The organism is Paraburkholderia sp. CI3, from assembly GCF_050436505.1.
Taxonomy (GTDB): Bacteria; Pseudomonadota; Gammaproteobacteria; order Burkholderiales; family Burkholderiaceae; genus Paraburkholderia; species Paraburkholderia tuberum.
Window position 1 is genome coordinate 2,345,011 of the sequence record NZ_JBNDMI010000004.1, and the last position, 25,228, is coordinate 2,370,238.

Annotated in this window: 24 protein-coding genes and 1 pseudogene; 9 read left to right on the forward strand and 16 right to left on the reverse strand. The window is 66.3% G+C overall.

The window, feature by feature from the left end:
* Window positions 1-29 precede the first annotated feature (29 nt).
* Complete coding sequence (locus tag OKW29_RS32205) at window positions 30-671, forward strand: TetR family transcriptional regulator (protein WP_184023018.1); 642 nt, start codon at window positions 30-32, stop codon at window positions 669-671.
* A gap of 92 nt (window positions 672-763) precedes the next feature.
* Here the strand turns inward: OKW29_RS32205 and OKW29_RS32210 are convergent, their stop codons facing one another.
* Window positions 764-1,402: a cysteine hydrolase family protein gene (locus tag OKW29_RS32210; protein ID WP_184023017.1), complete on the reverse strand. Its 639-nt coding sequence runs from the start codon at window positions 1,400-1,402 to the stop codon at window positions 764-766.
* A 180-nt stretch (window positions 1,403-1,582) separates the two neighbouring features.
* Between OKW29_RS32210 and OKW29_RS32215 the strand changes: the two genes are divergently transcribed.
* On the forward strand, window positions 1,583-2,578 hold the full coding sequence (locus OKW29_RS32215; RefSeq protein WP_429293876.1) for a helix-turn-helix domain-containing protein: 996 nt from the start codon (window positions 1,583-1,585) through the stop codon (window positions 2,576-2,578).
* Between the two features lie 108 nt (window positions 2,579-2,686).
* Here OKW29_RS32215 and OKW29_RS32220 read toward each other — a convergent pair whose 3' ends face one another.
* From OKW29_RS32220 to OKW29_RS32245, 6 genes are all read right to left on the reverse strand, one after another.
* On the reverse strand, window positions 2,687-3,409 hold the full coding sequence (locus OKW29_RS32220) for a CoxG family protein (protein ID WP_429293877.1): 723 nt from the start codon (window positions 3,407-3,409) through the stop codon (window positions 2,687-2,689).
* Window positions 3,410-3,443: 34 nt separating this feature from the next.
* Window positions 3,444-3,824, reverse strand: coding sequence for a DUF427 domain-containing protein (locus OKW29_RS32225; protein ID WP_184023015.1), 381 nt, complete (start codon window positions 3,822-3,824; stop codon window positions 3,444-3,446).
* A 147-nt stretch (window positions 3,825-3,971) separates the two neighbouring features.
* Window positions 3,972-4,466, reverse strand: coding sequence for a carboxypeptidase regulatory-like domain-containing protein (locus OKW29_RS32230; RefSeq protein WP_184058311.1), 495 nt, complete (start codon window positions 4,464-4,466; stop codon window positions 3,972-3,974).
* A gap of 278 nt (window positions 4,467-4,744) precedes the next feature.
* Entirely contained in the window at window positions 4,745-6,262 is a 1,518-nt protein-coding gene (locus tag OKW29_RS32235) for a DegQ family serine endoprotease (protein ID WP_429294981.1), read from the reverse strand.
* A 168-nt stretch (window positions 6,263-6,430) separates the two neighbouring features.
* Window positions 6,431-7,729 (reverse strand): ATP-binding protein, encoded by a 1,299-nt coding sequence (locus OKW29_RS32240; protein ID WP_184066515.1) that lies wholly within the window; start codon window positions 7,727-7,729, stop codon window positions 6,431-6,433.
* 4 nt (window positions 7,730-7,733) lie between these two features.
* Complete coding sequence (locus tag OKW29_RS32245; protein ID WP_184066517.1) at window positions 7,734-8,396, reverse strand: response regulator; 663 nt, start codon at window positions 8,394-8,396, stop codon at window positions 7,734-7,736.
* 243 nt (window positions 8,397-8,639) lie between these two features.
* Between OKW29_RS32245 and dacB the strand changes: the two genes are divergently transcribed.
* The 3 genes and pseudogenes from dacB to OKW29_RS32260 all read left to right on the forward strand — a co-directional run bounded on the left by dacB (window position 8,640) and on the right by OKW29_RS32260 (window position 12,704).
* Window positions 8,640-10,280: a D-alanyl-D-alanine carboxypeptidase/D-alanyl-D-alanine endopeptidase gene (gene dacB, locus OKW29_RS32250; protein ID WP_429294982.1), complete on the forward strand. Its 1,641-nt coding sequence runs from the start codon at window positions 8,640-8,642 to the stop codon at window positions 10,278-10,280.
* Window positions 10,281-10,468: 188 nt separating this feature from the next.
* Window positions 10,469-11,385 (forward strand): annotated as a pseudogene (locus tag OKW29_RS32255) (sterol desaturase family protein).
* 95 nt (window positions 11,386-11,480) lie between these two features.
* Entirely contained in the window at window positions 11,481-12,704 is a 1,224-nt protein-coding gene (locus OKW29_RS32260; protein WP_184066523.1) for an SGNH/GDSL hydrolase family protein, read from the forward strand.
* Between the two features lie 151 nt (window positions 12,705-12,855).
* Here the strand turns inward: OKW29_RS32260 and OKW29_RS32265 are convergent, their stop codons facing one another.
* The 9 genes from OKW29_RS32265 to OKW29_RS32305 form a co-directional block, all read right to left on the reverse strand.
* Window positions 12,856-13,905 (reverse strand): L-threonylcarbamoyladenylate synthase, encoded by a 1,050-nt coding sequence (locus tag OKW29_RS32265; protein ID WP_429293878.1) that lies wholly within the window; start codon window positions 13,903-13,905, stop codon window positions 12,856-12,858.
* Between the two features lie 10 nt (window positions 13,906-13,915).
* Window positions 13,916-15,112 (reverse strand): 5-(carboxyamino)imidazole ribonucleotide synthase, encoded by a 1,197-nt coding sequence (locus OKW29_RS32270; RefSeq protein WP_429293879.1) that lies wholly within the window; start codon window positions 15,110-15,112, stop codon window positions 13,916-13,918.
* 104 nt (window positions 15,113-15,216) lie between these two features.
* Complete coding sequence (gene purE / locus OKW29_RS32275; protein ID WP_018421699.1) at window positions 15,217-15,735, reverse strand: 5-(carboxyamino)imidazole ribonucleotide mutase; 519 nt, start codon at window positions 15,733-15,735, stop codon at window positions 15,217-15,219.
* A 56-nt stretch (window positions 15,736-15,791) separates the two neighbouring features.
* Window positions 15,792-16,682, reverse strand: coding sequence for a phosphoribosylaminoimidazolesuccinocarboxamide synthase (locus OKW29_RS32280; protein ID WP_184023006.1), 891 nt, complete (start codon window positions 16,680-16,682; stop codon window positions 15,792-15,794).
* 133 nt (window positions 16,683-16,815) lie between these two features.
* Window positions 16,816-17,880, reverse strand: coding sequence for a class II fructose-bisphosphate aldolase (gene fba / locus OKW29_RS32285; RefSeq protein ID WP_429293880.1), 1,065 nt, complete (start codon window positions 17,878-17,880; stop codon window positions 16,816-16,818).
* Between the two features lie 187 nt (window positions 17,881-18,067).
* The gene (gene pyk / locus OKW29_RS32290) at window positions 18,068-19,504 is read right to left on the reverse strand and encodes a pyruvate kinase (protein WP_429293881.1); all 1,437 of its coding nucleotides are present in this window, start codon (window positions 19,502-19,504) and stop codon (window positions 18,068-18,070) included.
* A 451-nt stretch (window positions 19,505-19,955) separates the two neighbouring features.
* Window positions 19,956-21,149, reverse strand: coding sequence for a phosphoglycerate kinase (locus OKW29_RS32295; protein ID WP_187629031.1), 1,194 nt, complete (start codon window positions 21,147-21,149; stop codon window positions 19,956-19,958).
* A 278-nt stretch (window positions 21,150-21,427) separates the two neighbouring features.
* The gene (locus OKW29_RS32300; protein WP_018421704.1) at window positions 21,428-21,751 is read right to left on the reverse strand and encodes an AzlD domain-containing protein; all 324 of its coding nucleotides are present in this window, start codon (window positions 21,749-21,751) and stop codon (window positions 21,428-21,430) included.
* Complete coding sequence (locus OKW29_RS32305) at window positions 21,748-22,503, reverse strand: AzlC family ABC transporter permease (RefSeq protein WP_184066531.1); 756 nt, start codon at window positions 22,501-22,503, stop codon at window positions 21,748-21,750. The genes OKW29_RS32300 and OKW29_RS32305 overlap by 4 nt, the downstream gene beginning before the upstream one ends.
* Before the next feature lie 226 nt (window positions 22,504-22,729).
* Here OKW29_RS32305 and OKW29_RS32310 point away from each other — a divergent pair, with 226 nt between their 5' ends.
* From OKW29_RS32310 to waaF, 4 genes are all read left to right on the forward strand, one after another.
* Complete coding sequence (locus OKW29_RS32310; protein WP_187629032.1) at window positions 22,730-23,653, forward strand: branched-chain amino acid transaminase; 924 nt, start codon at window positions 22,730-22,732, stop codon at window positions 23,651-23,653.
* A gap of 74 nt (window positions 23,654-23,727) precedes the next feature.
* Window positions 23,728-23,922, forward strand: a complete 195-nt coding sequence (locus tag OKW29_RS32315) for a zinc-finger domain-containing protein (RefSeq protein WP_008920434.1) — start codon at window positions 23,728-23,730, stop codon at window positions 23,920-23,922.
* Between the two features lie 52 nt (window positions 23,923-23,974).
* Complete coding sequence (locus OKW29_RS32320; RefSeq protein WP_429293882.1) at window positions 23,975-24,169, forward strand: hypothetical protein; 195 nt, start codon at window positions 23,975-23,977, stop codon at window positions 24,167-24,169.
* Window positions 24,169-25,194, forward strand: coding sequence for a lipopolysaccharide heptosyltransferase II (waaF, locus tag OKW29_RS32325; protein WP_018421708.1), 1,026 nt, complete (start codon window positions 24,169-24,171; stop codon window positions 25,192-25,194). Before OKW29_RS32320 ends, waaF begins: the two co-directional genes overlap by 1 nt.
* The last annotated feature ends 34 nt before the right edge of the window (window positions 25,195-25,228 follow it).

The following is a 25,228-nucleotide window of genomic DNA, read 5'->3' on the forward strand; positions in this document are numbered from 1 at the left end:
ACCCCAGGATCAGCGCAGGCTACACCAATATGGTCAGAAGAACCAAAGAAGAGGCGCTGGAGACGCGCAACCGGATTCTCGACGCGGCCGAACAGGTCTTCTTCGAGAAGGGTGTATCGCGCACGTCGCTGGCCGATATCGCGCAGGCCGCGGGCGTCACGCGCGGCGCCATTTATTGGCATTTCGCGCATAAGAGCGAGCTGTTCACCGAAATGTTCGACCGCGTGCTGCTGCCGCTCGACGAACTGAAGGCGGCGTCGCTCGATCCCAACGAAGCTGATCCGCTCGGGCGCCTGATTGAAGTCTGCGTGGTCTGCCTGCGCGACACTGCCAACGATCCGCGCCGCCGCCGCGTGTTCGACATTCTGTTTCTGAAGTGCGAGCTGGTCGAAGATATGGGGCCGGTGATGGAACGGTATCAGACCAATATGCGCGAGGGGCTCGCGAAGATCGAGGGCGGTCTGCGCAATGCGATCTCCAAAGGCCAGATGCCCGCCGACCTCGACACGAAGCTTGCCGCGGCGATGGTCCACGCGTTCGTCGGCGGTTCTTTGCGCGACATGCTGTTTTTGCCCGACGCGACCGACTTCGGCGCGCAAGCGCAGCAGATGGTGGAAGCGATGTTCGACGCCTTGCGCCTGAGTCCGGCGTTGCGCAGGAAGGCGGCGTAGAAGGCGCGCCAGGGTGACGGATTGGAACAGCGGGCGGTTCGGTGAACCGCCCGTTTCTGTTTTTGGACCGGACCGCCGCCCCTGCGCCCGGTTCAGGCAACCGCCCGGCGCGCTCGCGCCGCCTGATTCGACGCATAGATGTTGCCGCGCTCGAGCGGCGCGCCGCTCTTTAGCGCCGCGATCCATTGATCGGTGCTCGCGACCGCCGCGAAGCGCGACTGCAGCACCACGCTGAACACGCGATGAATCTCCTCCGCGCTCGCGAAGCCCGCGCTGTTTTCATACGGCACCGAGCCGGTTGCGTCGTGCAGGAACTCGACGGCGAGGCCAGCATGCACCGCGTGGTTGATCGTCGAGGCATCGCAATTGTGGGTCATGTAGCCGGTGACGCTCAGCGTATCGATCTGCCGGGCGGCGAGCCAGTCGGCCAGATCGGTCCCGGCGAATGCGCTCGGCAGCGACTTCTCGACGAAATGATCATGAGCGCGCGAGCTCACGACCGTGTGCAGTTCCGCGCCCGCGCTGCCGCGCGCGAACAGCGGCGAGGTGGCGGGCGCGAGGTTCTGCACGACCACGACCGGCACGCTGGCGGCGCGCGCTGCATCGATCGCGCGACCGATGTTGGCGAGCGACGTGCGCACGTCCGGAAATTCGATCGGCAGGTCGCCGCTCACGTATTCGTTCTGCACGTCGATGACGATCAGCGCACGGCGCGGCGCGGGTGTGCTCATGGCAAGGCTCCTTGTCAGAAAAAGCGGTCGATGGCGCGCGCCCAGCGCGGTGGCCGCGGCGCAACGGCAATGACGGCATTGTTGCTCCGCTGCCCGCCCGTCGACAGCGGCCCGAATGACAACCTTCGCTAGAATCGGGCCATATATACACACACTTATGGCTTTCATGAGGCGCCCGGCATGGCCACCTTCGCATCTTCCGACGACGTCTCCGATCAGGCGCCGCGCCACGTCGTCGCCGTCGTCGCGTTCGACCGCATCAGCCCGTTCCATCTGTCGGTGCCGTGCGTCGTGTTCGGCGAGGACCGTCGCGCCGGCGGTTTTCCCGACTTCGACTTCCGCGTCTGCGCCGCGGAGACAGGCGCGCTGGCGACGACCGCGGGCTTTTCGATCGCGGTCACGCACGGACTCGAAGCGCTTGCCGACGCGCAGACGATCATCGTGCCGAGCTGGCGCGATCCCGCCGAAACCCCGCCCGCCGCGCTGCTCGACGCGCTGAGGGCCGCGCATGCGCGCGGCGCGCTGCTCGTCGGCCTGTGCCTCGGCGCTTTCGTGCTGGCCGCCGCGGGCATCCTCGATGCACGGCCCGCTTCGACGCACTGGGCCTGGGCCGACGACTTCGCGCGCCGCTACCCGCGCGTGCGGCTCGACGCCGACGTGCTGTACGTCGACGACGGCAACGTTCTGACCTCGGCCGGCACCGCCGCCGGCCTCGACTGCTGCCTGCATGTGCTGCGCAAGATCTGCGGCGCGCGGGTGGCGAACCACCTCGCGCGCCGGCTGGTCGTGTCGCCGCATCGCCAGGGCGGCCAGGCGCAATACGTGCAGCAGCCGATGCCGCCGAAGCCGCGCGGCGATCGCCTGTCCGGCCTGCTCGACTGGGTGAGCGGCAACCTGGCCACGCCGCATACGCTCGACACGCTCGCCGCGCGCGCGTTGATGAGCCGCCGCACCTTCACGCGGCGCTTCCGGCTCGCGACCGGCACCACCGTCGGCGCGTGGCTGCTCGCGCAGCGGCTCGCGCGTGCGCAACAGCTGCTGGAAAGCACCGACGAGTCGGTCGAAACGATCGCGGCGAGCGCCGGATTCGGCTCGGCCGCATCGCTGCGGCAGCATTTCGCGGACGCGTTTCGCACGTCGCCGAGCGCGTGGCGGCGGGAGTTTCGCGGGGATTAGATGAAGGCGACGGGAGCACCGCTATTTCGTAGTGGGTCACCGGGATTTCGTAGTCGCGCGGGGATGTTTGTCGCGCGTTCCATCAGGGGCTGCGCGCGGCTCGCGGCCTCAATGCTCGCTGAACCAGCGCGCGACATACAACAATAGTGCGACCAGAAAGATCATCCCGGCCCACGCCCAGTACGGCACGACATGCTGACCGGGCTCGTGATGCGACCAGCTATGCGACGCGCTCGCCGCGCGCCCCGACAGCGCATGGCTGTGCTCGTTGCGCGCTCGCCGCGCGATGCCGCCGAGCGTGATCGGCCGCAAAAACACGTGCTGGCGACGCGGCGCCGTGCCACGCGCGCGGTTCGGCCCTTTGCCGTGCTTGGCGCGCACGACGGCGTCGAACTCGGCGAAAAAATCGTCGGCGATCTGACGCAAGGCGTTCTCGAGCTGGCGCGTCGGCAGTTCGGCGAGCGGTCCCGACGACGTCGCCCACAGTGTGTAGTCGATGCGCGTGCCGCGCTCCCGCCCCTCGTCCGCGCGCAAACGCACTTCGATCTGACCGCGCAACGCGCCGATGCCCTCGGCCAGGGCCTTGAAGTTGATGGTGCGGCGCTGCGCGTCCGCCGGGCCGGAATCCTGGCCGGCGACGTGCGCGCGCGCCTGATAATGCGCGCGCAACGGGCCGAGCGGCACGGTCATCGTCAGCGCGTATTCGCCGTGGGCGAGACGCACGAACGACTCGCAGTTGTCGAGGCTGGCACGCAACAGCGCGAGGTCCTGCAACGCGTCCCAGACCTCGGACGGCGCCAGCGGAATCCGTAACGCGTCGTTCAGTTCCATGACAACCTCCCCGATGAACGCGCCGACTGCGGAATCAGGACGTCTGATCGATGCGGTCGACGCGCGATGCGTAAAAAGCGAGATAGCCCTTGATGCGACTGACCTGCTCGAACGGCGCCTCGTAGCACCACACCGCGTTCTCGATCACGCCATCTTCGGTGCGCAGATGGAAGTACGACGCGTCGCCCTTGAACGGACAATGCGACGTGTGCGTCGAGCGTTCGAGCCGGGCCATGTTCACGTGCTCGCGCGGGAAATAGAACACGTCGGCGAGGCCGGTCTCCGATAGCGTCAGCGCGGCCTGGGTGTCGGCCATCGTCACGCCGCCGTGAATCACGCGCACGCGGTGACCGTTGTCGCGGATCACGATGGTATGGCCGTCCAGCCGTCCCGCAGATGTCGACGCATCGCTCATGTCCAGGCTCCGTGATGGGGTGGGTGCTGCACTACCGGCTGTTGCCGCCGGAACGGCAAAGCCACGGGAGCTGCCCGTGGCTTCATTATCGGCCAAACTTCGGCCGATTGCGCAAGCTTGCTGCGCGGCGGCGGACCGATCGACCCGTTACTTCGCGTTCCAGATGAACGCGGATTTGACGTTGCCGTGCGCCGGCACGCTAACCGAGCGGGTTTGCTCGCTGTCGTTGTATTTCGCGTGCACCGTATAGCGGCCGGGGCTCAAGCGCACCAGCATGAACGGTCCGCGCGACGTCGTGTTCAGCACTTCGCCGTTATGGGCATCGACGATACGCACGTGCACATCCGCGAGAAACTCGGCGTTGGGTCCGGTGAAGCGCAGCGTCAGTGGCCACTGGCTTTGCGCTTGTCGCAACGCCCGCGATTCGTCGAGGCCGACGCCGCCCGACACGTACGACACGTCGCCCTGCTGCTGGACTTGCGGCAAGCCGCCGCCGTTGGTGTTGCCCGCGCTGGTGTTGTCGGTCGTCGAGCCACCGGTCACGCCCGCCTGCTGCGCGTACGCACCGCCCGCCAGTCCGAGCGCGAGCGCCGCGCACAGCGCGACGGCTACGATTCTTTGCTGATTGCGTTGGGTTTTCATCGGTTCGCTCTCCTTGTTGCAGTCCCTGCCCAGTCCCCGAACAGGCCGAAATCAAGGTCGAAGCAACCTACGTGCCAACCATCCGGTTGCGTCGACTGGACATGCGCGACCGTGACAACAAGCCGCGTGGCGCGTTTCGCCCTGCCCGCGCTGCTCGCCGTAGCACGGTGCGGACAGGCGAAAAAAAACCGGTCCTTGCAGTAAATGCAAAGGACCGGCAATCGCTACTACAGCTCAAACCGGGGTGGGCGATCCGTTCGAACCGCCCGGATACTGGATCAGCCGAGATCCACGGGCACGAAAATCTGCGCGTTATCCCGCTGGATCAGCAGCGCAATGCTGTTGCCTGCGCCCGAAATCATCTGCTTCAGCTGATCGATGTTCGTGACCGGACGGCCATTGACCGCGAGAATCACGTCGCCCGCCTGGATGCCGGCGCTCGCCGCCGCGCCGCCTGCCTGCTGTACGAGCAGACCGTGCGACACCGACGCGCTGCTCTTCTCTTCCGGCGTCAGCGGCCGCACCGCGACGCCGAGACGGCCTTGCAACTGGGCCTGCTGATCGGTCTTGTTCGCCGACGCAACCTTTGCGTCCGAGAACGAGCCGATCGTCACCTTCACGTCCTTGCTGGCCTTATCGCGCCACACTTTCAGCGTCGCCGAGCTGCCCGGCGCGAGACCTGCGATCTTCGCCGGCAGATCCGTCGAATCGCTCACTTCGTCGCCATTCACCGACAGGATCACGTCGCCCGGCTGCAAGCCAGCCTTGGCCGCCGGCCCGTTGGCGTCGACCGAGCTGACCAGCGCGCCTTGCGGCTTCTGCATGCCGAACGACTCGGCGAGCGTCTGGTTCAAGCCCTGTACTGCGACGCCGAGGCGGCCGCGGCTCACGTGACCGGTCTTGACGAGATCGTCTTTGACCTTGATCGCCTCGTTGATCGGGATCGCGAACGACAGGCCCTGGAAGCCGCCCGTCTGCGAGTAGATCATCGAGTTGATGCCGATCACTTCGCCTTGCAGATTAAAGAGTGGACCGCCCGAGTTGCCAGGGTTCACCGGCACATCGGTCTGGATGAACGGCGTGTAGTTCTCATTGGGCAGCGAACGCGACTTCGCGCTGATGATGCCCGAGGTCACGGTGTTGTCGAAGCCGTACGGTGAGCCGATCGCGACGACCCACTGACCAACCTTGCTTTGGCGCGGATCGCCAATCTTCACCGTCGGCAGATCGCTCGCGTTGATCTTCAGCACGGCGACGTCGGACTGCTTGTCGGCGCCGACCACCTTCGCCTTGAACTCGCGCTTGTCGGTGAGCTTCACGGTGACGACGTTCGCGCCATCGACCACGTGCGCGTTCGTCAGAATGTAGCCGTCATTGCTGATGATGAAGCCCGAGCCGAGGCTCGTGCTCGGCTGGTCGGGCGCGTCTCCGCCATCGCCGCCCTGCATGCCGGGCACGCCGCCGAAGAACCGCTTGTAGAACTGATAGAACGGATCGTTCGGATCGATCGGCAGCTGGTTGCCGTTGAGGTTGCCGCCATTACCACGCATCGCGGTTTGCTTGACCACGTGCTTCGCGCTGATGTTGACGACGGCCGGACCGTAGGTTTCGACGAGACCGGAGAAATCGGGGATACCGGTTTTGGCGGCTGCTTCGGCTGGCATCATCGCGGCGGCTTGCGCCGGCGAGATGATCTGCGGTGCTGGCACGTCGCGATGGCCCGCCACATAGCCGGCTGAAAGCGCAGCGGCCACAGCTACCGCAACGGCGCCGCGGGACAAGGTTTTCGCGTTCATCATGAGCTCCTGACTGGACAAAGTGACTTTGGATGTCGAGGAGCGTAAGGGGCATCACTTAAAAGAGTCTTAAGCAGCGCCAGATCATGGGAACCTTATCGGACCGGCCGCTACGGACCGCCGCGCCAGCATGAACGCCGGCGTTGGCCGAACTGTAAATCACCATGATCAGAAGCGTACGATGACCTGCAAACCACCGGCCGGCGAGTCATCGAGCGACACTTGCGCATGATGTTGGGTGGCAATCCGACGCACGATCGCAAGACCGAGGCCGCTGCCCGCCACGTCGGTGCGCGCGCGATTCGCGCCCGCTCCCGCGCGATAGAACCGGTCGAACACGCGCTCGCGATCGGCGGGATCGATACCGGGGCCGCTATCGGCGATCCGCACGACCGGATGGCCGTCCTCGACACGCAGGCTGACGTCGACGCGGCCGCCACGCGGCGTGTACTTGGTCGCGTTGTCGACGAGGTTGTTGAACATCACGCGCAGCGCTTCGGCGTCGCCGGTCACGCTGGCGGCCTCGCTCGCCTCGATGCCGAGGTCGACGCCGCGATTCATCGCGAGCGGCGCGTAGGTCGCGACGCACTCCTGCAGCAGCTCGCGCAGATCGAGCATCACTGCGCCGGCGGCGCCGTCCGGCTCGGCGCGCGCGAGCGCGAGCAGTTGCTCGGCGAGGCGCGTCGCGCGCGTGACACCCGCCTGCAGATCGACGAGCGCCTCGCTGCGGGCTGTGTCGTCCTTCGCGCGCGCGACCAGTTGCGCCTGAATCTGTACCGCGGCAAGCGGCGTGCGCAATTCGTGCGCGGCATCGGCGACGAACGCCTTCTGGATATCGAGCGCGGTCGCGAGCCGCTGCAGCAGCCCGTTCAGCGCACGCACGAGCGGCCGCACTTCGAGCGGCAGGCGCTGATCAGGCAATGGATCCAGCGCTTCGGGATGACGGGTGTCGAGCGCGCTCGTCACGCGCCGCAGCGGCCGCAGCCCGCGACCGACGATCACCCATACCGCGAGTCCGAGCAGCGGCAGCAGCACGATCAGCGGCCACAGCGTGCGCAGCGCGACATCGGCGGCGAGCCGGTTGCGCACCGACAGCGGCTGCGCGAGCTGCACGACGTTGTCGCCGACGATCGCGCCATATACGCGCCATTCGCCGCGGTCGGTGCGCTCGGTCGAAAAACCGAGTTCGGCGCGCGGCGCGAGCGGCGCACGCGGCCGCGAGTAATACATCAGCATGCCGTTGCGGTTCCAGATCTGCAGCACGATGCCCTCGTCGCCGGTATCGCGGCCGAGCACCTGCGAGAACGGTTCCGCCGGCAGCGCCGCGGCGATCTGCTCGAGCTGGTAGTCGAACAGCTCGTTCGCTTCGGCGAGTGCCTGCCGGTAGATCAGCCAGCCCGCGATGCCGACGCCGAGCAGCACGAGCGCGAGCAGCCAGAACAACAGTTGTCGGCGAATCGAGCGCATCGGCTCAGGCGTCCTTCGCGATCATGTAGCCAAGCCCGCGGACGTTGCGGATCAGATCGGCGCCGAGCTTCTTGCGCAGCGCGTGGATATAGACCTCGACGGTATTGCTGCCGATCTCCTCGCCCCAGCCATACATCTTTTCCTCTAGCTGGCTCTTGGACAGCACCGCGCCGGGTCGCGCGAGCAGCGCCTCGAGCAGCGCGAATTCGCGCGCGGATAGCGCGACCAGGGCGCCATCGAGCGTCACCTGGTGCGACGCGGGATCGAGGGTCAAATTGCCGTGGCGAATCGTCGAATCGCTGCGGCCGGACTGGCGCCGGATCAGCGCGCGCATCCGCGCACCGAGTTCGTCGAGATCGAAAGGTTTGACAAGGTAATCGTCAGCGCCGGCGTCGAGGCCCTTGACACGATCGGCGACCGCGTCGCGCGCGGTGACGATCAGCACCGGCAGCGCATGGCCGCGCGCACGCAGTGCGCGCAGCACCTCGAGACCGTCGCGCTTGGGCAGACCGAGGTCGAGCAACGCGAGGTCGTAAGGCTGGGACGCCGCCGCGCGCAGCGCCGCTTCGCCGTCCTCGACCCAATCGACGGCGAAGCCTTCGCCGCGCAGCGCCTTGCGCACGCCTTCGGCGATCATCCGGTCATCTTCGACTAGCAGGATGCGCATGGTTGTCCGTTCCAAAACATTCGATGATGCCGCATTCTAGCGCCCGCTTCCGACCCGTGCGGCGTGTGGCGCTTTTTTCACCGCAGCCTCGCGGGATGTCACTACAATGGGCGCTTTGCGTCGCGCGACGGCCGGTAGACCGCGGCGCGCTACCGCGCCGTCAAGGCGCCCAGCTTGCCGTTCCATCGTCCCTCGCACGCCGACCTTGAAATCCTGCTCGTCCGTTTGCCCGTTCACCCGTTCATGACGCACGCTTTTCTGTCTTCCGTCGCACGCCGTATGGCGCTGCACTCGCGCCGTATGTTCGATCGCGCAGCCTTCATGCCTAACCGCGTCGTGCCGCGCGCAGCCGTCTGGCTCTGCGCCGCCGCGCTCGGCGCAGGCACGCTGCTGCCGCTGACCGCGGAGGCACGCGTCAAGGCCACGCATCCGAGCGTCAACGTCACGACGGTACTGCCGCAGCCGGTGATGGTCGGTCTGCAGCGCGCGCACGTGCCGTTGTCGTCGATCAGCGTGGTCGTCGAAAAGGTCGGCGATCGCACGCCGATCCTCGCGCTGAACGCCGGCAAGCCGATGATGCCCGCCTCGACCATGAAGCTCGTCACCACCTACTCAGGCCTGTCGATCCTCGGTCCCGGTTACCGCTGGCGCACCAGCGCGTACGCGGACGGCCCGCTCGACGCGAGCGGCGTGCTGCACGGCAATCTGTACATCCAGGGGACCGGCGACCCGAAGCTCGTGCCCGAAGAACTGATCGACCTCGTGCAGAAGATTCACAAGGCGGGCATCAACGGTATCGACGGCGCGCTGGTGCTCGACAAGCGCTACTTCGATCCGTCGACTCGCGACCTGCCCGCGTTCGACGACGACGTGAACGCGCCGTACAACGTCGGCCCCGATCCGCTGCTGTACGCGTTCAAATCGCTGTCGTTCACGCTGACGCCATCGCCCGACGGCACGGTGGCGATCGACGTGCTGCCCGCGCTCGCGCAACTGCGCATCGACAACCAGCTGCGTGCGACGAGCGGCCCATGCCGGGGCGAGTTGCCGACGCCGACCGTCACGCCGGAGCCTGACGGCACTCTCGTCGCGTCGTTCATCGGCGACTTTCCGGTGCGCTGCGACGCGCGCACGGTCAACGTCGCCGTGCTCGATCACTCGACGTTCTTCGCGCGCGGCTTCCTCGCGCTGTGGCAGCAAACCGGCGGCACATTCACGGGCGCGACCCGCGAAGGCGCGGTGCCCCCCGGCGCGAAGCTCGTCGCCAGGCACGAGGGGCCGATGCTGTCGGACATCGTTCGCGACATCAACAAGTTCAGCAACAACACGATGGCGCGCAACCTGTTCCTGACAATCGGCGCCGCCGAGGAAAGGCCGCCCGCCACGCCCGCGAAAGCCGCGCACGCGGTCGAAGCTTTCCTGACGCGCGACAGCCTGAACACCGAATACCTGTCGCTCGATAACGGCTCGGGCCTGTCGCGCGACGAACACATCACCGCGCTCGCGCTCGCCGATGTCCTGCAACGCGCGAACGCGAGCCCAGTCGCGCAGGTGTTCGTCGACTCGCTGCCGATCGCCGGTGTCGACGGCACGATGCGCAATCGCCTGACTAGCCAGGGCGCGGGCGGCAACGCACACATCAAGACCGGCACGCTGCGCGACGTGCGCGCGATCGCCGGCTACGTCGCGTCGGCCGACGGCAACAGCTATGTCGTCGTCAGCCTGATCAACGATCCGCATTCGGAAGCGGCGCGCGCCGCGCACGACGCGCTGCTCGAATGGGTGTACGAAGGCCCGTCGCAGGGCTTTACGAAGGTTTCCGCGCCCATCGAGGAAGCGCGCGAGAAGCCCAGGAAAAACCCGCGCAAGCGCGGCAGCCACTGAGTATTCCTTCTAGCGATGCCGCGCGCGGCAAGCTCCTAACCGTGTACGCTGTCGGGCAGCATGCGGCGCGCGACATTACGGGCTTGCCGCGCAGGGCGCCGGGCGTGCAGACCACGCGACCTCACGAACGATAACGACACCACCCGCCGCGTACCGCGCGGCGGTCAGGGACCAGGAAGGGAGACAAGATGCAATTCGATGCCGAATTGCTGCTGCTCGCCATGGCGCCCGTCTTTCTTGCCTGCATCGGCTGGGAGGCGTGGCACGTGAGCCGCACGCGCCCGGCCAAGCGGCTCTACAGCTGGCGCGACACGCTGTGCAACGCCGCGCTCGCGCTGCTGCAGCAGGCCGCCGACAAGCTCGCGTGGCTCGCGATTATCCCTGTCTACGCGCTTTTCTACGAGCATTACCGCATTCATACATGGCCGGCGACATGGCTGTCGTTCGTCGTGCTGTTCGTTGCGCAGGACCTGCTCTATTACGTCTTTCATCGCTGCAGTCATCGCGTGCGCTGGCTGTGGGCCGCCCACGTCGTGCATCACTCGTCGGAGCGGATGAATTTTTCGACCGCGTTCCGCCAGAGCCTGATGTACCCGATCGCCGGCATGTGGGTGTTCTGGATTCCGCTCGCCATTCCTGGCTTTGCTCCGAAGCAGATCGTCGCGATCGTGCTGATCAATCTCGGCTTCCAGTTCTTCGTGCACACGCAGGCGATCGGCAAGCTCGGCTGGCTCGAATACGTGTTCAATACGCCGTCGATCCATCGCGTGCATCATGCGCGCAACGATCGCTACATCGATCGCAATTACGCAGGTGTACTGGTGATCTGGGATCGCCTGCCCGGCAGCTACGTCGAAGAAGATCCGCACGAGGCGCCGCGGTACGGCATCGTCGAGCACTGCACACGTACAACCCGCTCAAGGCGACGTTTCACGAATGGGCATCGATGGCCGCAGACTTCGCGAGCGTGCGCGGCTGGCGCAACAAATGGCGTGCGCTGTTCGCGCCGCCCGCCTGGGCCGCCGCTTATCATGCGCAGCACGCGAAGGGAGCCGGCTTGAACTCAAACCATACGGTCGCGCTTCGGACATCGCGCCGGCCGTAGAAGATTCTGTAAGCTGTCGTCACGCCGCCAACGCGGTGGACGCCGCCTGCAACACATGGCATCAAGGGCCACACATACGAGGAGATGCAGTCAACATGAATCAAACCGCTTCGAAGAAACAGCAATGGTTGCGCGTCACGCAGATCGCAGTGGCGAGCGCAGCGTTCGCCGCGCTCGCGGCATGCGGCGGTGGCAGCGACAACAATAGTTCGAGCAGCAGCAACACGCCGCCGGGGGGCGTCACGCTGCAGGTCGTGTCATTCGGCGACAGCCTGTCGGATGTCGGCACATACATGCCGACGGTCCAGGCGAACGTCGGCACGGGCGGCGGCCGCTTCACGACGAATCCGGGTGAGGTCTGGACGCAGAAGGTTGCCGAGTACTACGGCGGCACGCTCACCGCCGCGTACGTCGGCGGCTTCGGCATGCCGCTCACCGCGACGGGCGGCCTCGGTTACGCGCAGGGCGGCTCGCGTGTCGATCTGCAGCCGGGTGAAGGCTACGCGCCGAACAACATGGCTGCGACGACGGTGCCGGTCACGACGCAGGTCGCCGAGTATCTGGCCGGGCACAATAACAGCTTCAATTCGAACCAGCTCGTGCTGATGAACGGCGGCGCGAACGACATCTTCGTCGCGGTGCAAGCGGTCTCGGCTGCCGGTACGGCAGCGGCGACGCAGGCGCTCCTGAACGGCGGTACCCCGGCCGACGCGCAGACGGCGGCAGCCGCCGCGTCGCAGACGGCCACGCTGGCCGCGCTGCAGGACATCACCACCGCGGCGACCACGTTCGTCGGCACGGTGCAGAAGGTCGTCGCGTCGGGCGCGACGCACGTGGTGGTGTCGGACGTGCCGGACATCGCGCAGACGCCGCAAGGTCTCGCCGCGGGCGCGCAAGGCCAGGCGCTCATCAACGCGCTCGTCAAGACCTACAACGGCGTGCTGCAGCAAGGCCTCGCGTCGACCAAGCAGGTCATCTACGTGAGCGCATTCGCGTGGATCGACCAGACGTTGCAGAACTATCAGTCGCTCGGTTTCACCGTGTCGAATGCGGGCACCGCGTGTAACCTGGCGTCGATGGCCCAAAGCGCGACCACGTACGCGACGAACAATCCGAGCGTGCTCGCCTCCGGCCAGACGGCGGCGGACTTCGGCAGCGCGCTTGCGTCGTCGCTGTTCTGCTCGCCGCAAACCTACACGGTGGCCGGCGCGGACCAGACCTACATGTTCGCCGACCTCGTGCATCCGACCACGCATCTGCAGGCGCTGTTCGCACAGCAGGTCGAGACGCAGATCGCTGCTAGCGGGCTTGGCAAGTAACGCGGCGGTGGCCGTGGGGTGAGCGGTATTGACATGACAGCTAACCGGCGTCGCTAAGGCTGGCTAGATGGCAAAAGGCCCGGCTCGTTGAACGAGCCGGGCCTTTGCCTTTTCCGGTGGACACGCCATGCAGCGCAGCGATCCGATTGCGTCAGTGCTGCGCTTCGAATGCCGCCGCCGCGCGCCCGAGCCGATCGTTGACCGCAATCCATTCGATCGTATCGGGCAGCTTCTCGATCAGAATCCGCGTGACGTTCGCGCGATCGAGCGCGCGCAGCAAGCCGTAGAGTTCGCGTGCATAGACGTGCGGATCTTCCGGCGCGGCGACGAAATGCACGCCGTCGACATCGGCCCACTGTCCCGCACGCGACGCGCGCGCGACCAGCGCGACGCGCTCGCCCGGCTCGCGCACCGCGAGAAGCGGCTCGAGCTCGCCGAATGGCAGCAGCACGAGCGGCGTGCGCGGCGCGTAATGCGCTTTCAACGTGCCCGACGCGCGCGGCGCGGTCGCGTCCGACCCGTCGGGCAGACGCGGCGCCTCGCCGAGCACGTCGGCGATATCCTGCGGCGTCACGCGACCGGGCCTCAGCAGCGCCGGAAAGCCGCGCGACAGATCGAGAATCGTCGACTCGATACCGACATCCGACGCGCCGCCATCGAGCACATGAATCGCGCTGCCGAACTCGTCGCGCACATGCTGCGCCGTGGTCGGGCTCACATGCCCGAAGCGGTTCGCCGACGGCGCGGCGACGCCGCCATGCCCGCCGCGCAACGCGCTGAATGCATCGAGCAACGCCTGCGCAACCGGATGCGACGGGCAGCGCAGTCCCACCGAGTCCTGCCCACCGCTGACCGCCGCCGGAATGCGCGCAGCGCGCTTGAGGATCAGCGTGAGCGGTCCCGGCCAGAACGCGTCGATCAGGCGCTGCGCATCCGCCGGCAAATGCTCGACCCAGTAGTTCGGATCGCCATGCGGCGCGAGATGCACGATCACCGGATGATTGGCCGGCCGCCCCTTCGCCGCGTAAATGCGCGCGACCGCGTCCGGGTTCTCGGCATCGCCGCCGAGGCCGTACACGGTTTCCGTCGGAAACGCGACCAGCCCCCCCGCGTCGAGCAAGTCCGCCGCGTGCTCGATCTGCGCGGCGCTGACCGGCGACGCGTTGGTAGCGTCCTTGGCGGGTTTCTGTTGATCCGGCATGGCGCGCGCGTCAGCTGGTAGCGATGTGCAGCAGCCGCGCGCAATCGCGCGCCGCGGTGCGGGCTTCTTCGAGGGTCGGCGCAGTGAAGTTCACGTGGCCCATCTTGCGGCCGCAACGCGCCTCTTCCTTGCCGTACAGATGCAGGCGCGCTGACGGCATCGCGGCGACTTCCTGCCACGGCGGCGTGACCGCCGCGCGCTTCGGACCGTCCGGAAACCACACGTCGCCGAGGATGTTCAGCATCACCGCCGGCGAATGCTGGCGCGTGTCGCCGAGCGGCATGCTGGTCATGGCGCGCACCTGCTGCTCGAACTGGCTCGTCGCGCACGCGTCGACCGTGTAGTGGCCGGAGTTATGCGGGCGCGGCGCCATTTCGTTGGCGACCAGCGAGCCGTCTTCGAGAATGAAGAATTCGACGCACAGCACGCCGATGTAGCCGAGCTTTTCGGCGATCTGCAGCGCGGCCTGTTGAGCCTGCTGCACGAGCGCCGGCGACGCGTCCGGCGCGGGAACGATGGTGTGCGACAGCACGCCGTCGCGATGGGTGTTCTGCGCGAGCGGATAGACCACCGACGCCCCGCTCGCCGCGCGCGCGATCAGCGCCGACACCTCGAACTTCAGCGGCAGGCGCTTCTCGAGCACACACGGCACGCCGCCGAGCGACGCATGCGCCTCGCGCACTTCCTCGGCGTTGCGCACGCGAATCTGGCCTTTGCCGTCGTAACCCATGCGCGCCGTTTTCAGGATGCCGGGCAGCACCGCTTCGAGCTCGCCATCGCCCAGCGCCGCAAGCGCATCCGACGACTCGATCACGACGTGCGGCGCAACCGTCACACCCGACCACGCGATAAAGCGCTTCTCGGCGATCCGGTCCTGCGCGACGGCGACGCAACGCCCCGCCGGGCTCACGAAGGTGGTCTTGCCGAGAAAGTCGAGGCTCGCGGACGGCACGTTCTCGAATTCGGTCGACACCGCCGCGCACAACCGCGCGAGTTCGGTCAGCGCCGCTTCGTCGCCGTAGGCCGCGCGCAGGTGGCGGTCGGCGACCGCGCCGGCCGGGCTGGTTTCGTCCGGGTCGAGCACGGCGACGCGATAGCCCATCGCCTGGGCGGCAAAACAGAACATGCGGCCGAGCTGGCCGCCACCGACCATGCCAAGCCATGCGCCGGGCAGAATCGGTGAAACCGGTGTGTTGTCAGGGTTCATCTTGGTGGTCGGTCGCGGCCGGATACGCGTCGCGCTCGCACAGCGAGCGGCGGGCATCCGGCCGGGGGTCGGACAGGGGACGTCTTATAAAACAACCAGCGCGCTTACAGCGCCGGCAATACCATCGCGTGAGCCGCTTCGTTCTGGCGCACACGGAATGCAGCGAGCTTGTCCGCGTATTCGGCGCTGGTGCCGGAGAGCAGCGACACCGCAAACAGCGCCGCGTTCGCGGCACCCGCCTCGCCGATCGCAAACGTCGCGACCGGCACACCCTTGGGCATCTGCACGATCGAATGCAGCGAATCGACGCCCTTCAGATACTTGCTCGCGACCGGCACGCCGAGCACCGGCACCGTGGTCTTCGCGGCCAGCATGCCCGGCAGATGCGCGGCGCCGCCCGCACCCGCGATGATCGCGCGAATGCCGCGCTCGCGCGCGCTTTCAGCATAGGCGAACATTTCGTCGGGCATGCGGTGCGCGGACACGACCTTCGCTTCGTACGGCACGCCGAATTCCTGCAGAATCGCGACGGCGTTTTTCATCACTTCCCAGTCGGAACTGGAGCCCATCAATACGCCGACGACCGGCGCATCATGCGTATGGGCGGTTTGTGCTTCACTCATCTTGCGGCTTCCTTGTTTCCCGGCGATGCGCGCCTGACACGGCGCGCGCGATCAGATCAGTCGAGCTTGTGGCCGGTCAGGCGCTCGAGCGCTTCCTGGTACTTCTCGCCCGTTTTCGCGACCACGTCGTCCGGCAGCTTCGGCGCCGGCGGCTCTTTCTTCCACGGCTGGGTTTCGAGCCAGTCGCGCACGAACTGCTTGTCGAACGACGGCGGGTTCGTGCCGACCTGGTACTGGTCCGCCGGCCAGAAGCGCGACGAATCGGCGGTCAGCGCCTCGTCCATCAGGTACAGCTTGCCGTGGTTGTCCAGACCGAATTCGAACTTCGTGTCCGCAATGATGATGCCGCGCGTGGCCGCGTAATCAGCGGCTTCCTGATACAGACGGATCGAAATGTCGCGGATCGTGGCCGACAGTTCGGTGCCGATGCGGCGCTCCATCTCGTCGTAGGTGATGTTTTCGTCGTGGTGGCCCATCTCGGCCTTGGCGGCCGGCGTGAAGATCGGCTCGGGCAGCTTCTGCGCGTTCTGCAGACCCGGCGGCAGTTGCACGCCGCAGACCGAACCGGTGGCCTGGTAATCTTTCCAGCCACTGCCGGCCAGATAGCCGCGCACCACCGCTTCGACGAGGATCGGCTCGAGACGCTTGACGACCACCGCGCGCCCCTTGACCTGCTCGACTTCGTCCGGCGCGACCACCGACTCCGGCGCGACGCCCGTCAGGTGGTTCGGCACAACGTGCTTCAGTTTCTCGAACCAGAAGTTCGCCATCGCGTTGAGCACGCGACCCTTGTTCGGAATCGGCTCGCCCATGATTACGTCGAACGCCGACAGACGGTCGGTCGTGACGATCAGCAACTGGTCGTTGCCCACCGCATAGTTGTCGCGGACTTTGCCGCGGCCGAGCAGCGGCAGCGAGCGGAGCGTGGATTCGTAGAGGGTAGACATCGTCGTGGTTCGCTAAAAGTGGTGCAAAAAATGTGACCGGAACAAAAGGGAAACGCCGTTCCCCCGATGATGCGGGAACGGCGATCGGACGACAACCTGGCCAAACGGCCAGGCGCGGAGCCAAAACTACAGCTTAACGGACGACTTGCGCGAGCTCGCCCGACTTGTACTTCTGCGCAATTTTATCAAGCGAAACCGGCTTGATCTTGCCAGCCTGGCCTTCGCAGCCGAATTGCATGTAACGGTCGATACAGATCTTCATCGCCGCTTCGCGCGCCGGCTTCAGGTAATCGCGCGGATCGAACTTGCCCGGGTTGGTCGCCATGTAGCGACGGATCGCGCCCGTGATCGCCAGACGCAGGTCGGTATCGATGTTGACCTTGCGCACGCCGTGACGGATGCCTTCCTGGATTTCTTCGACCGGCACGCCGTAGGTTTCCTTCATGTCGCCGCCGAATTCGCGGATTTCCGCGAGCAGCTCCTGCGGCACCGACGACGAGCCGTGCATCACGAGGTGCGTGTTCGGAATGCGCTGATGGATTTCCTTGATGCGCTGGATCGAGAGAATATCTCCCGTCGGCTTCTTGCTGAACTTGTAGGCGCCGTGCGAGGTGCCGATCGCGATGGCCAGCGCGTCGCACTGGGTCAGCTTGACGAAGTCGGCGGCCTGCTCCGGATCGGTCAGCAGTTGTTCACGCGTCATCGTGCCTTCGGCGCCGTGGCCGTCTTCCTTGTCGCCCTTCATCGTTTCGAGCGAACCGAGCACGCCCAGCTCCCCTTCCACGGTGACGCCGATCGAGTGCGCCGCCTCGACGACCTTGCGCGACACTTCGACGTTGTACTCGTACGATGCGACCGTCTTGCCGTCGGCTTCGAGCGAACCGTCCATCATCACGCTGGTGAAGCCGCTGCGAATCGCCGCCATGCACACCGCCGGCGACTGACCGTGGTCCTGGTGCATCACGACCGGAATGTGCGGATACGACTCGACCGCCGCTTCGATCAGATGACGCAGGAACGGCTCGCCCGCGTACTTACGCGCACCGGCCGACGCCTGCATGATGACTGGGGCGTTGACCTTGTCGGCCGCGGCCATGATCGCCTGCACCTGCTCCAGATTGTTCACGTTGAATGCCGGAAGGCCATAGCCGTTTTCCGCAGCATGGTCCAGCAGTTGACGCATTGATACGAGAGGCATGCTGAAACTCCTTAGATTGAAACGAATTCTTTTGCCGTCGGCATCTTTTGCGGCGATTTTATCGCGAAGCAGGGGGCGTTCCCGCGATGACACCGGCACTTTGGTGCGCCGTCGCACATGGACCGTGCGGGTTTCGCCGCCCTGCTTCGCTCAATCGAGCCTGTGCCGATCGGGCAGTCCTGCCTGATCAGTACGGTTCACCGACCCGCACGATCTTCAACGTGTTGGTGCCGCCCGCCTGACCCATCGGCTCGCCGACCGTCAGCACGACCATGTCGCCGTGCGACGCGTAGCCCTTGCCGACCACCGTTTCGAGCGCCTGCTGCAGCGCCGTGTCGCGGTCGGTGTTGGTGTCCAGATGCAGCGACGTCACGTTGCGGTACAGCGCCATCGCCCGTTCGCTGCCGACGCGCGGCGTCAGCGCGAAGATCGGCACGTGGGTCCAGTGACGCGACATCCACAGCGCGGTCGAGCCCGATTCGGTCAGCGCGACGATGGCCTTGGCGCCCAGGTGATAGGCGGTGAACAGCGCGCCCATCGCGATCGACTGGTCGATCCGCGTGAACGTGCGATCGAGGAAGTCCTTGTCGAGCTCCGACTGCTCGGACTTTTCCGCTTCGACGCAAATCGCGGCCATCGTCTCGATGGTCTGCACCGGGTACTTGCCCGCCGCCGATTCCGCCGACAGCATCACCGCGTCCGTGCCGTCGAGCACCGCGTTGGCGACGTCCGACACTTCCGCGCGGGTCGGCACCGGCGCGTGGATCATCGACTCCATCATCTGCGTCGCGGTGATCACGAACTTGTTCGATTCGCGCGCCATCCGGATCATGCGCTTTTGCAGCGCCGGCACCGCGGCATTGCCCACTTCCACGGCCAGATCGCCACGCGCGACCATGATGCCGTCCGACGCGTCGAGGATGCCTTGCAGCGCCGGAATCGCTTCCGCGCGCTCGATCTTCGCGATCATCTTCGGCTTGATGCCGAACGGCGCGCCGGCGATGTTCGCGAGCTGGCGGGCCATTTCCATGTCGGTCGCGTTTTTCGGGAACGACACCGCGACGAAATCGACGCCGAGCGACATCGCCGTGCGGATGTCCTCCATGTCTTTGGCGGTCAGCGCGGGCGCCGACAGACCGCCGCCCTGGCGGTTGATGCCCTTGTTGTTCGACAGCTCGCCGCCGATCTTCACGACCGTGTGGATCTCGTTGCCGATCAGGCGCTGCACGTTCAGCACGATCAGGCCGTCGTTGAGCAGCAGTACGTCGCCCGGCTTCAGGTCGCGCGGCAGATCCTTGTAGTCGAGGCCGACGCGCTCGTCGTTGCCGAGCTCACAGTCGGCATCGAGGACGAACGGATTGCCGGTGACGAGCGTCGTGCGGCCGTTCTCGAATTTGCCGACGCGGATCTTCGGGCCTTGCAGGTCAGCCATGATGGCGACTTCGCGGCCGGCCTGACGGGCCGCCTCGCGCACGAATTCGGCGCGCTGGCGATGGTCGTCCGCCGTGCCGTGTGAGAAATTGAGCCGCACCACGTCCAATCCCGCCTGAATCATTTGCAGCAGGATTTCCGGCGTGCTGGAAGCCGGACCGATAGTAGCGACAATCTTGGTGGCGCGATGCATGAGTCTCCTCGTCTGGATAGGATCGCTGGTAAGAGCGCTGCGGGGCTGCTGCGGAGTTCGCGCATCGAAAGATGCTGCCTGGGGTCGCGCGCCGGTTGTGGCCGGTGTCGCTTTGTGGAGTGATGCGGGTGATGCGGTATTCGAGAGCGGCGCCTCGCGCGCCGGAGATTTGCTGCCCTGCTTGCCGGAAGGCTGTTCCGGCCGGGCCGAATCGTGTTGAGCAGCTTCGACCTGTGCCGTTGGGGGCTGCTCCGCGTCGCCGGTCGGAGCATGCGCTGCAACCGGTCCCGCGGGCGCTATCGGCGCTTCGGCAGCCTCGTCCTGTCCGGCCGCTGCCGACGCAGCGGCCGCGCGTGTCGCGCGCTCCCCTGCCGGCGTTGCCGCGTTACCGCGCGGCGCTTTCACGCCACGCGCCTTGGTCGACTTCGCCGCTGGGGAGCGCGTCGCCACGTTAAGCCCGCGATTCCAGAACTTCTACCGCCGGCAGCTTCTTGCCCTCGAGGAACTCGAGGAATGCGCCGCCACCCGTCGAAATGTAGCTCACCTGGTCGTGGATGCCGTACTTGGCGATTGCCGCGAGCGTATCGCCGCCGCCTGCGATCGAGAACGCCGCCGAGCGCGCGATCGCGTCCGCGAGCGTCTTCGTGCCGTTGCCGAACTGGTCGAACTCGAACACGCCGACCGGGCCGTTCCACACGATCGTGCCGGCCTTCTCGAGTTGCGCGGCGAGCACCTTGGCCGTTTCCGGGCCGATGTCGAGGATCATGTCGTCGTCCTGCACATCGGCGACGGCCTTTACTTCTGCCTTCGCGGTCGGCGAGAACTCCTTGGCCGTGACGACGTCGGTCGGGATCGGCACCGAGGCGCCGCGGGCCTTGGCCGCGTCGATGATCGCCTTCGCTTCGTCGACCAGATCGGCTTCGGCGAGCGACTTGCCGATCTTCAGGCCGGCCGCGAGCATGAACGTATTGGCGATGCCGCCGCCGACGATCAGCTGGTCGACCTTCTCCGCGAGCGACTTCAGGATGGTCAGCTTGGTCGACACCTTGGAGCCCGCGACGATCGCCACGAGCGGACGCTTCGGTGCGCCGAGCGCCTTGCCGAGCGCTTCGAGCTCAGCGGCGAGCAGCGGACCCGCGCAGGCAACCGGCGCGTACTTCGCGATGCCGTGCGTAGTCGCTTCGGCGCGGTGGGCGGTGCCGAACGCGTCGTTCACGTAGATATCGCAGAGCTTGGCCATTTTCTGCGCGAGCTCGTCGGAATCTTTCTTTTCGCCCTTGTTGACGCGGCAGTTTTCGAGCAGCACGACCGAGCCCGGCGCGACGTTCACGCCCTTTTCGACCCAATTCGCGACGAGCGGCACGTCGCGGCCGAGCAGCTCCGCGAGACGCTTCGCCACTGGCGCGAGCGAATCTTCCGGCTTGAAGTCGCCTTCGGTCGGACGGCCAAGGTGCGAGGTGACCATCACCGCGGCGCCGGCGTCGAGCGCGGCCTTGATGGCCGGCACGGAAGCGCGGATGCGGGTGTCTTCGGTGATGTTGCCTTGATCGTCCTGCGGCACGTTCAGATCGGCGCGGATGAACACGCGTTTGCCGGACAGCTTGCCTTCGGCGATCAGGTCGGAGAGACGCAATACCTTGTTCATGGGCTTGAGTATGCGAGTTGATGAGAAGGCGGTGACGGACAGCGCGCGGGGCCGAAGCGCAGCGAACTCCAGCGCTTCGGCCCAACGGCTCCGCGGGATCGGGCGCCGGCGGCCGGCCGCGGCACCAGGCGCCTTGCCGCGGCGCGCTCAACCCGGAAAAGGCATTTTAACTGATCCCAACGGCCTTCTGATCCGCGACACGGCGAATGTCGCGCATTTGATCGCAAGGCCGCAGATGCCGCAGCGTAGCATTCATCGCCGCACCCCGGGCGCGGCCCTCACAGGAAGACGCGCATCAGCGTGAATACGACCATTCCGGTCACGATCGTGCCGAGCATGGTGCGCCGCCACAAAAACCAGCCGAGGCCGGCGAGCGTAGCGTAAAGCTCATGGTTGGAAGGCGCGAACGACAGCCCGTCGGGCGTCGTCAGCACGTCGGGCACCACCACCGCGGCGAGCGCGGCGGCCGGCGCGTAGCGCAGCATCTTCTGCACGCGCGCCGGCAGTACCGTGCGCTCGCCGCCGATCAGGAACATCGCGCGCGTGAGCGCGGTGACGAAGGTCATGCCGAAAATGGCGAGCCAGATTTGCGTGGAGGTCATCGGGAGTCTCCGGCGCGATCGTTCACGCCACGAATGCGGCGCAGGTCGGCGCGCTCGATCATCAGGTCGGCCGCACTGCCGGCCGCGATCGCCGCGATCACCGCGAGCGGCAACGCCAGCCGGTACGGCAGATCGAGCGCGAGCAGCGACACGATGCCGGCCACGCTGACCGCGACCAGCGTCGAGCGGGTGGCGATCGCCGACACCATCACCGGCAGCAGCGCGAGCGTGCCGGCCAGCGCGAGCCCCCAATTGTCCGGAATCAGGCTCGCGAGCAGGATGCCGATGATCGACGACACCTGCCACGACAGCCAGCTCGATACCGCCATGCCCCAGAAGTACGCCTCCTTGCCCGGCACGTAGCCGGTCGGAAAGCTCTTCTTGACGAATAGCAGATAGATCACGTCGCCGTTGAAATAGCCCAGCACGATGCGCCGCCACATCGACAGATACGGGAAGTGCGGCGCGAGGCCGGCGCTGAAGATCACGAAGCGGGTGTTGACCATCGCCGCGGTCAGCAGCACCGTCCACACCGGCAGCTTCGCCGCGAGGAGCGGCAACACCGCCAGCTGCGACGATCCGGCGTAGCACAGCAGCGACATCGTGAGAGCCTGGGGCAGCGTCAGCACGGACTTGCTCATCGCGATGCCGGTCACGAGGCCCCAGGAAAAAATCGCCATCAGCGTGGGGGCGTAGGCGCGCGCGCCTTCACGAAAAGCGCGGCGATCGGTGTCGGACAGTCGAGCGAGCATCGGGCGAAGGGTGCGGGCGCAGGAAACGCCGTCAAGAAGGCCAGGTCGGCGCCAGCTTGCGAGACCACCCGCTGGCGCATCCGGATTTGATTTATGCGTGCGCTGGATTATAGCGTCCGGGGTGCGCCCAAATGCCCGTGGTGTGTGCAAATGACGCTAAAATAGCGCTCCCGGCCATGTCCTGCGCTCATGGCCGCACCTCATAACGCACCTGCTGGAGAACCGTATGTCAATGGCCGACCGCGACGGCAAGATCTGGATGGATGGCAAGCTCATCGAGTGGCGTGATGCCAAAATCCACGTGCTCACCCACACGCTGCACTACGGCATGGGCGTGTTCGAGGGCGTGCGCGCTTACAAGACGGCCGACGGCGCCACCGCGATTTTCCGCCTGCAGGAGCACACCAAGCGCCTTCTGAACTCGGCGAAGATCTTCCAGATGAACGTGCCGTTCGACCATGAAACGCTCGCCGCCGCGCAGCGCGAAGTGGTCCGCGAGAACAAGCTCGATTCGTGCTATCTGCGCCCGATCATCTGGGTCGGCTCGGAAAAGCTCGGCGTGTCGGCCAAGGGCAACACGATTCACGTCGCGATCGCCGCGTGGCCGTGGGGCGCATACCTTGGCGAAGACGGCATCACCAGGGGCATCCGCGTAAAGACGTCGTCGTTCACGCGCCATCACGTGAACGTGTCGATGGTGCGCGCGAAGGCGTCGGGCTGGTACGTGAACTCGATCCTCGCGAACCAGGAAGCGATCGCCGACGGCTACGACGAAGCGCTGTTGCTCGACGTCGACGGCTACGTGTCGGAAGGCTCGGGCGAGAACTTCTTCCTCGTCAACAACGGCAAGCTGTACACGCCTGATCTGTCGTCGTGCCTCGACGGCATCACGCGCGACACCGTCATCACGCTCGCGCGCGACATGGACCTGCAGGTGATCGAAAAGCGCATCACGCGCGACGAAGTCTATACCTGCGATGAAGCGTTCTTCACCGGCACGGCGGCCGAAGTCACGCCGATCCGCGAGCTCGACAACCGCACGATCGGCGCTGGCGCGCGCGGCCCGATCACCGAAAAGCTGCAGTCGGCTTTCTTCGACGTCGTGAACGGCAGGAGCGCGAAATACGCGCACTGGCTCACGAAGATCTGAGCGACGTTTCGAGATGCCCCGCGCAGCCCAACGGCGGCGCACTGCAAGCACCCCGCATACAACGAGAAAGTCTCATGAGCGAAATCAAGGAAATGCCGCTGGTCGAACTGTCGGCAAAAGATCTGCCGGCGTATTGTCCGAACCCGGCCATGCCGCGCTGGAGCGCGCATCCGCGCGTCTTCATCGACGTGTCGCACGGCGAAGCGCGTTGCCCGTATTGCAGTACGCGTTACAAGCTGCGCGACGGCGAAGTGATCAAGGGCCATTGATCCAACGCATCGAGCGGTTCTGAGCCAGCTTGCACGGCACGAGGCGCGCGTTTTGAATCACGCGCTCGCCGCGCCGCAGGCTCGACCGCACGACCCGTGCGGCCGCACCGCCGCCGCGCCGCCATCGCGGCGCGTGTGGCCGAACGGCATCGCGCCGTGCGGCTTTCCGCTTTCCCCATTTACCTATCCGAGTGCCGCGCGCATCGCGCGCGCGGCGCTTGTTATCGACACCGGACACTCACTCTGATGCGTCGCGCGTTGGTTATCGCACCGAACTGGATCGGTGACGCATTGATGGCGCAGCCGCTGTTTGCGCGCCTCGTGAAATTGCATCCGCGCATCGTCATCGACGCGGTCGCGCCCAGCTGGGTCGCACCCGTGCTCGAACGCATGCCGGAAATCCGCGACGTGTACGCGACCGATCTCGCCCACGGCAAGCTGCAGATGCTGCGCCGCTGGCAGCTGTCGAGCGATCTGCGCGACGTCGGCTACGACGCGGCCTACGTGCTGCCGAATTCGTTCAAGTCGGCGCTGATTCCGTGGCTGGCGGGCATTCCGCTGCGCATCGGCTACACCGGCGAGAGTCGCTACGGCGTGCTGAACGTGCGTCACGCGAATCCGCGCAAGGACGCCCGCCCGCCGATGGTCGGCCACTACGCCGCCCTCGCCTATGCGCCAGGCGCCAAGGTCCCCGAAGATCTGCCGATGCCGCGCCTCGACACGGACCTGAACGAGGCCTCGCGCGTGTCGGCGCGCTTCAATCTCGATACGCGCGTGCCGCTGCTGGTGTTCTGCCCCGGCGCCGAATACGGTCCCGCGAAGCGCTGGCCGCCCGAGCACTTCGCGTCGCTCGCGCAGATGGTCGGCCAGTCGTTCCCGTACACGCAAATCGTCGCGCTCGGCTCGCCGAAAGACGCGCCGCTCGCGCAGGCGATCGCCGAGAAAGCGCCGAACGTGCGCAACCTGTGCGGCCAGACCGCACTCGGCGAGGCTTGCGCGCTGATCTCGCGGGCCAACGCAGTCGTCACCAACGACTCCGGACTGATGCACGTCGCCGCCGCGCTGCGCCGCCCGCTCGTGGCCGTCTACGGTTCGACCGATCCGCGCCACACCCCGCCCTTGTCCGAGCTCGCGAAGGTACAATGGCTTCATCTCGAATGCAGCCCCTGTTTTGAGCGCGAGTGCCCGCTCGGTCATCTGAACTGTCTGAAGCAGCTGAGCGCCGAGCAGGTTTTCGGCGATTTGCGCGGCATGCTGCTCGCGCAGCGCTGAGCTGACTGGTACTTGCACGCAACACCGCACGCCC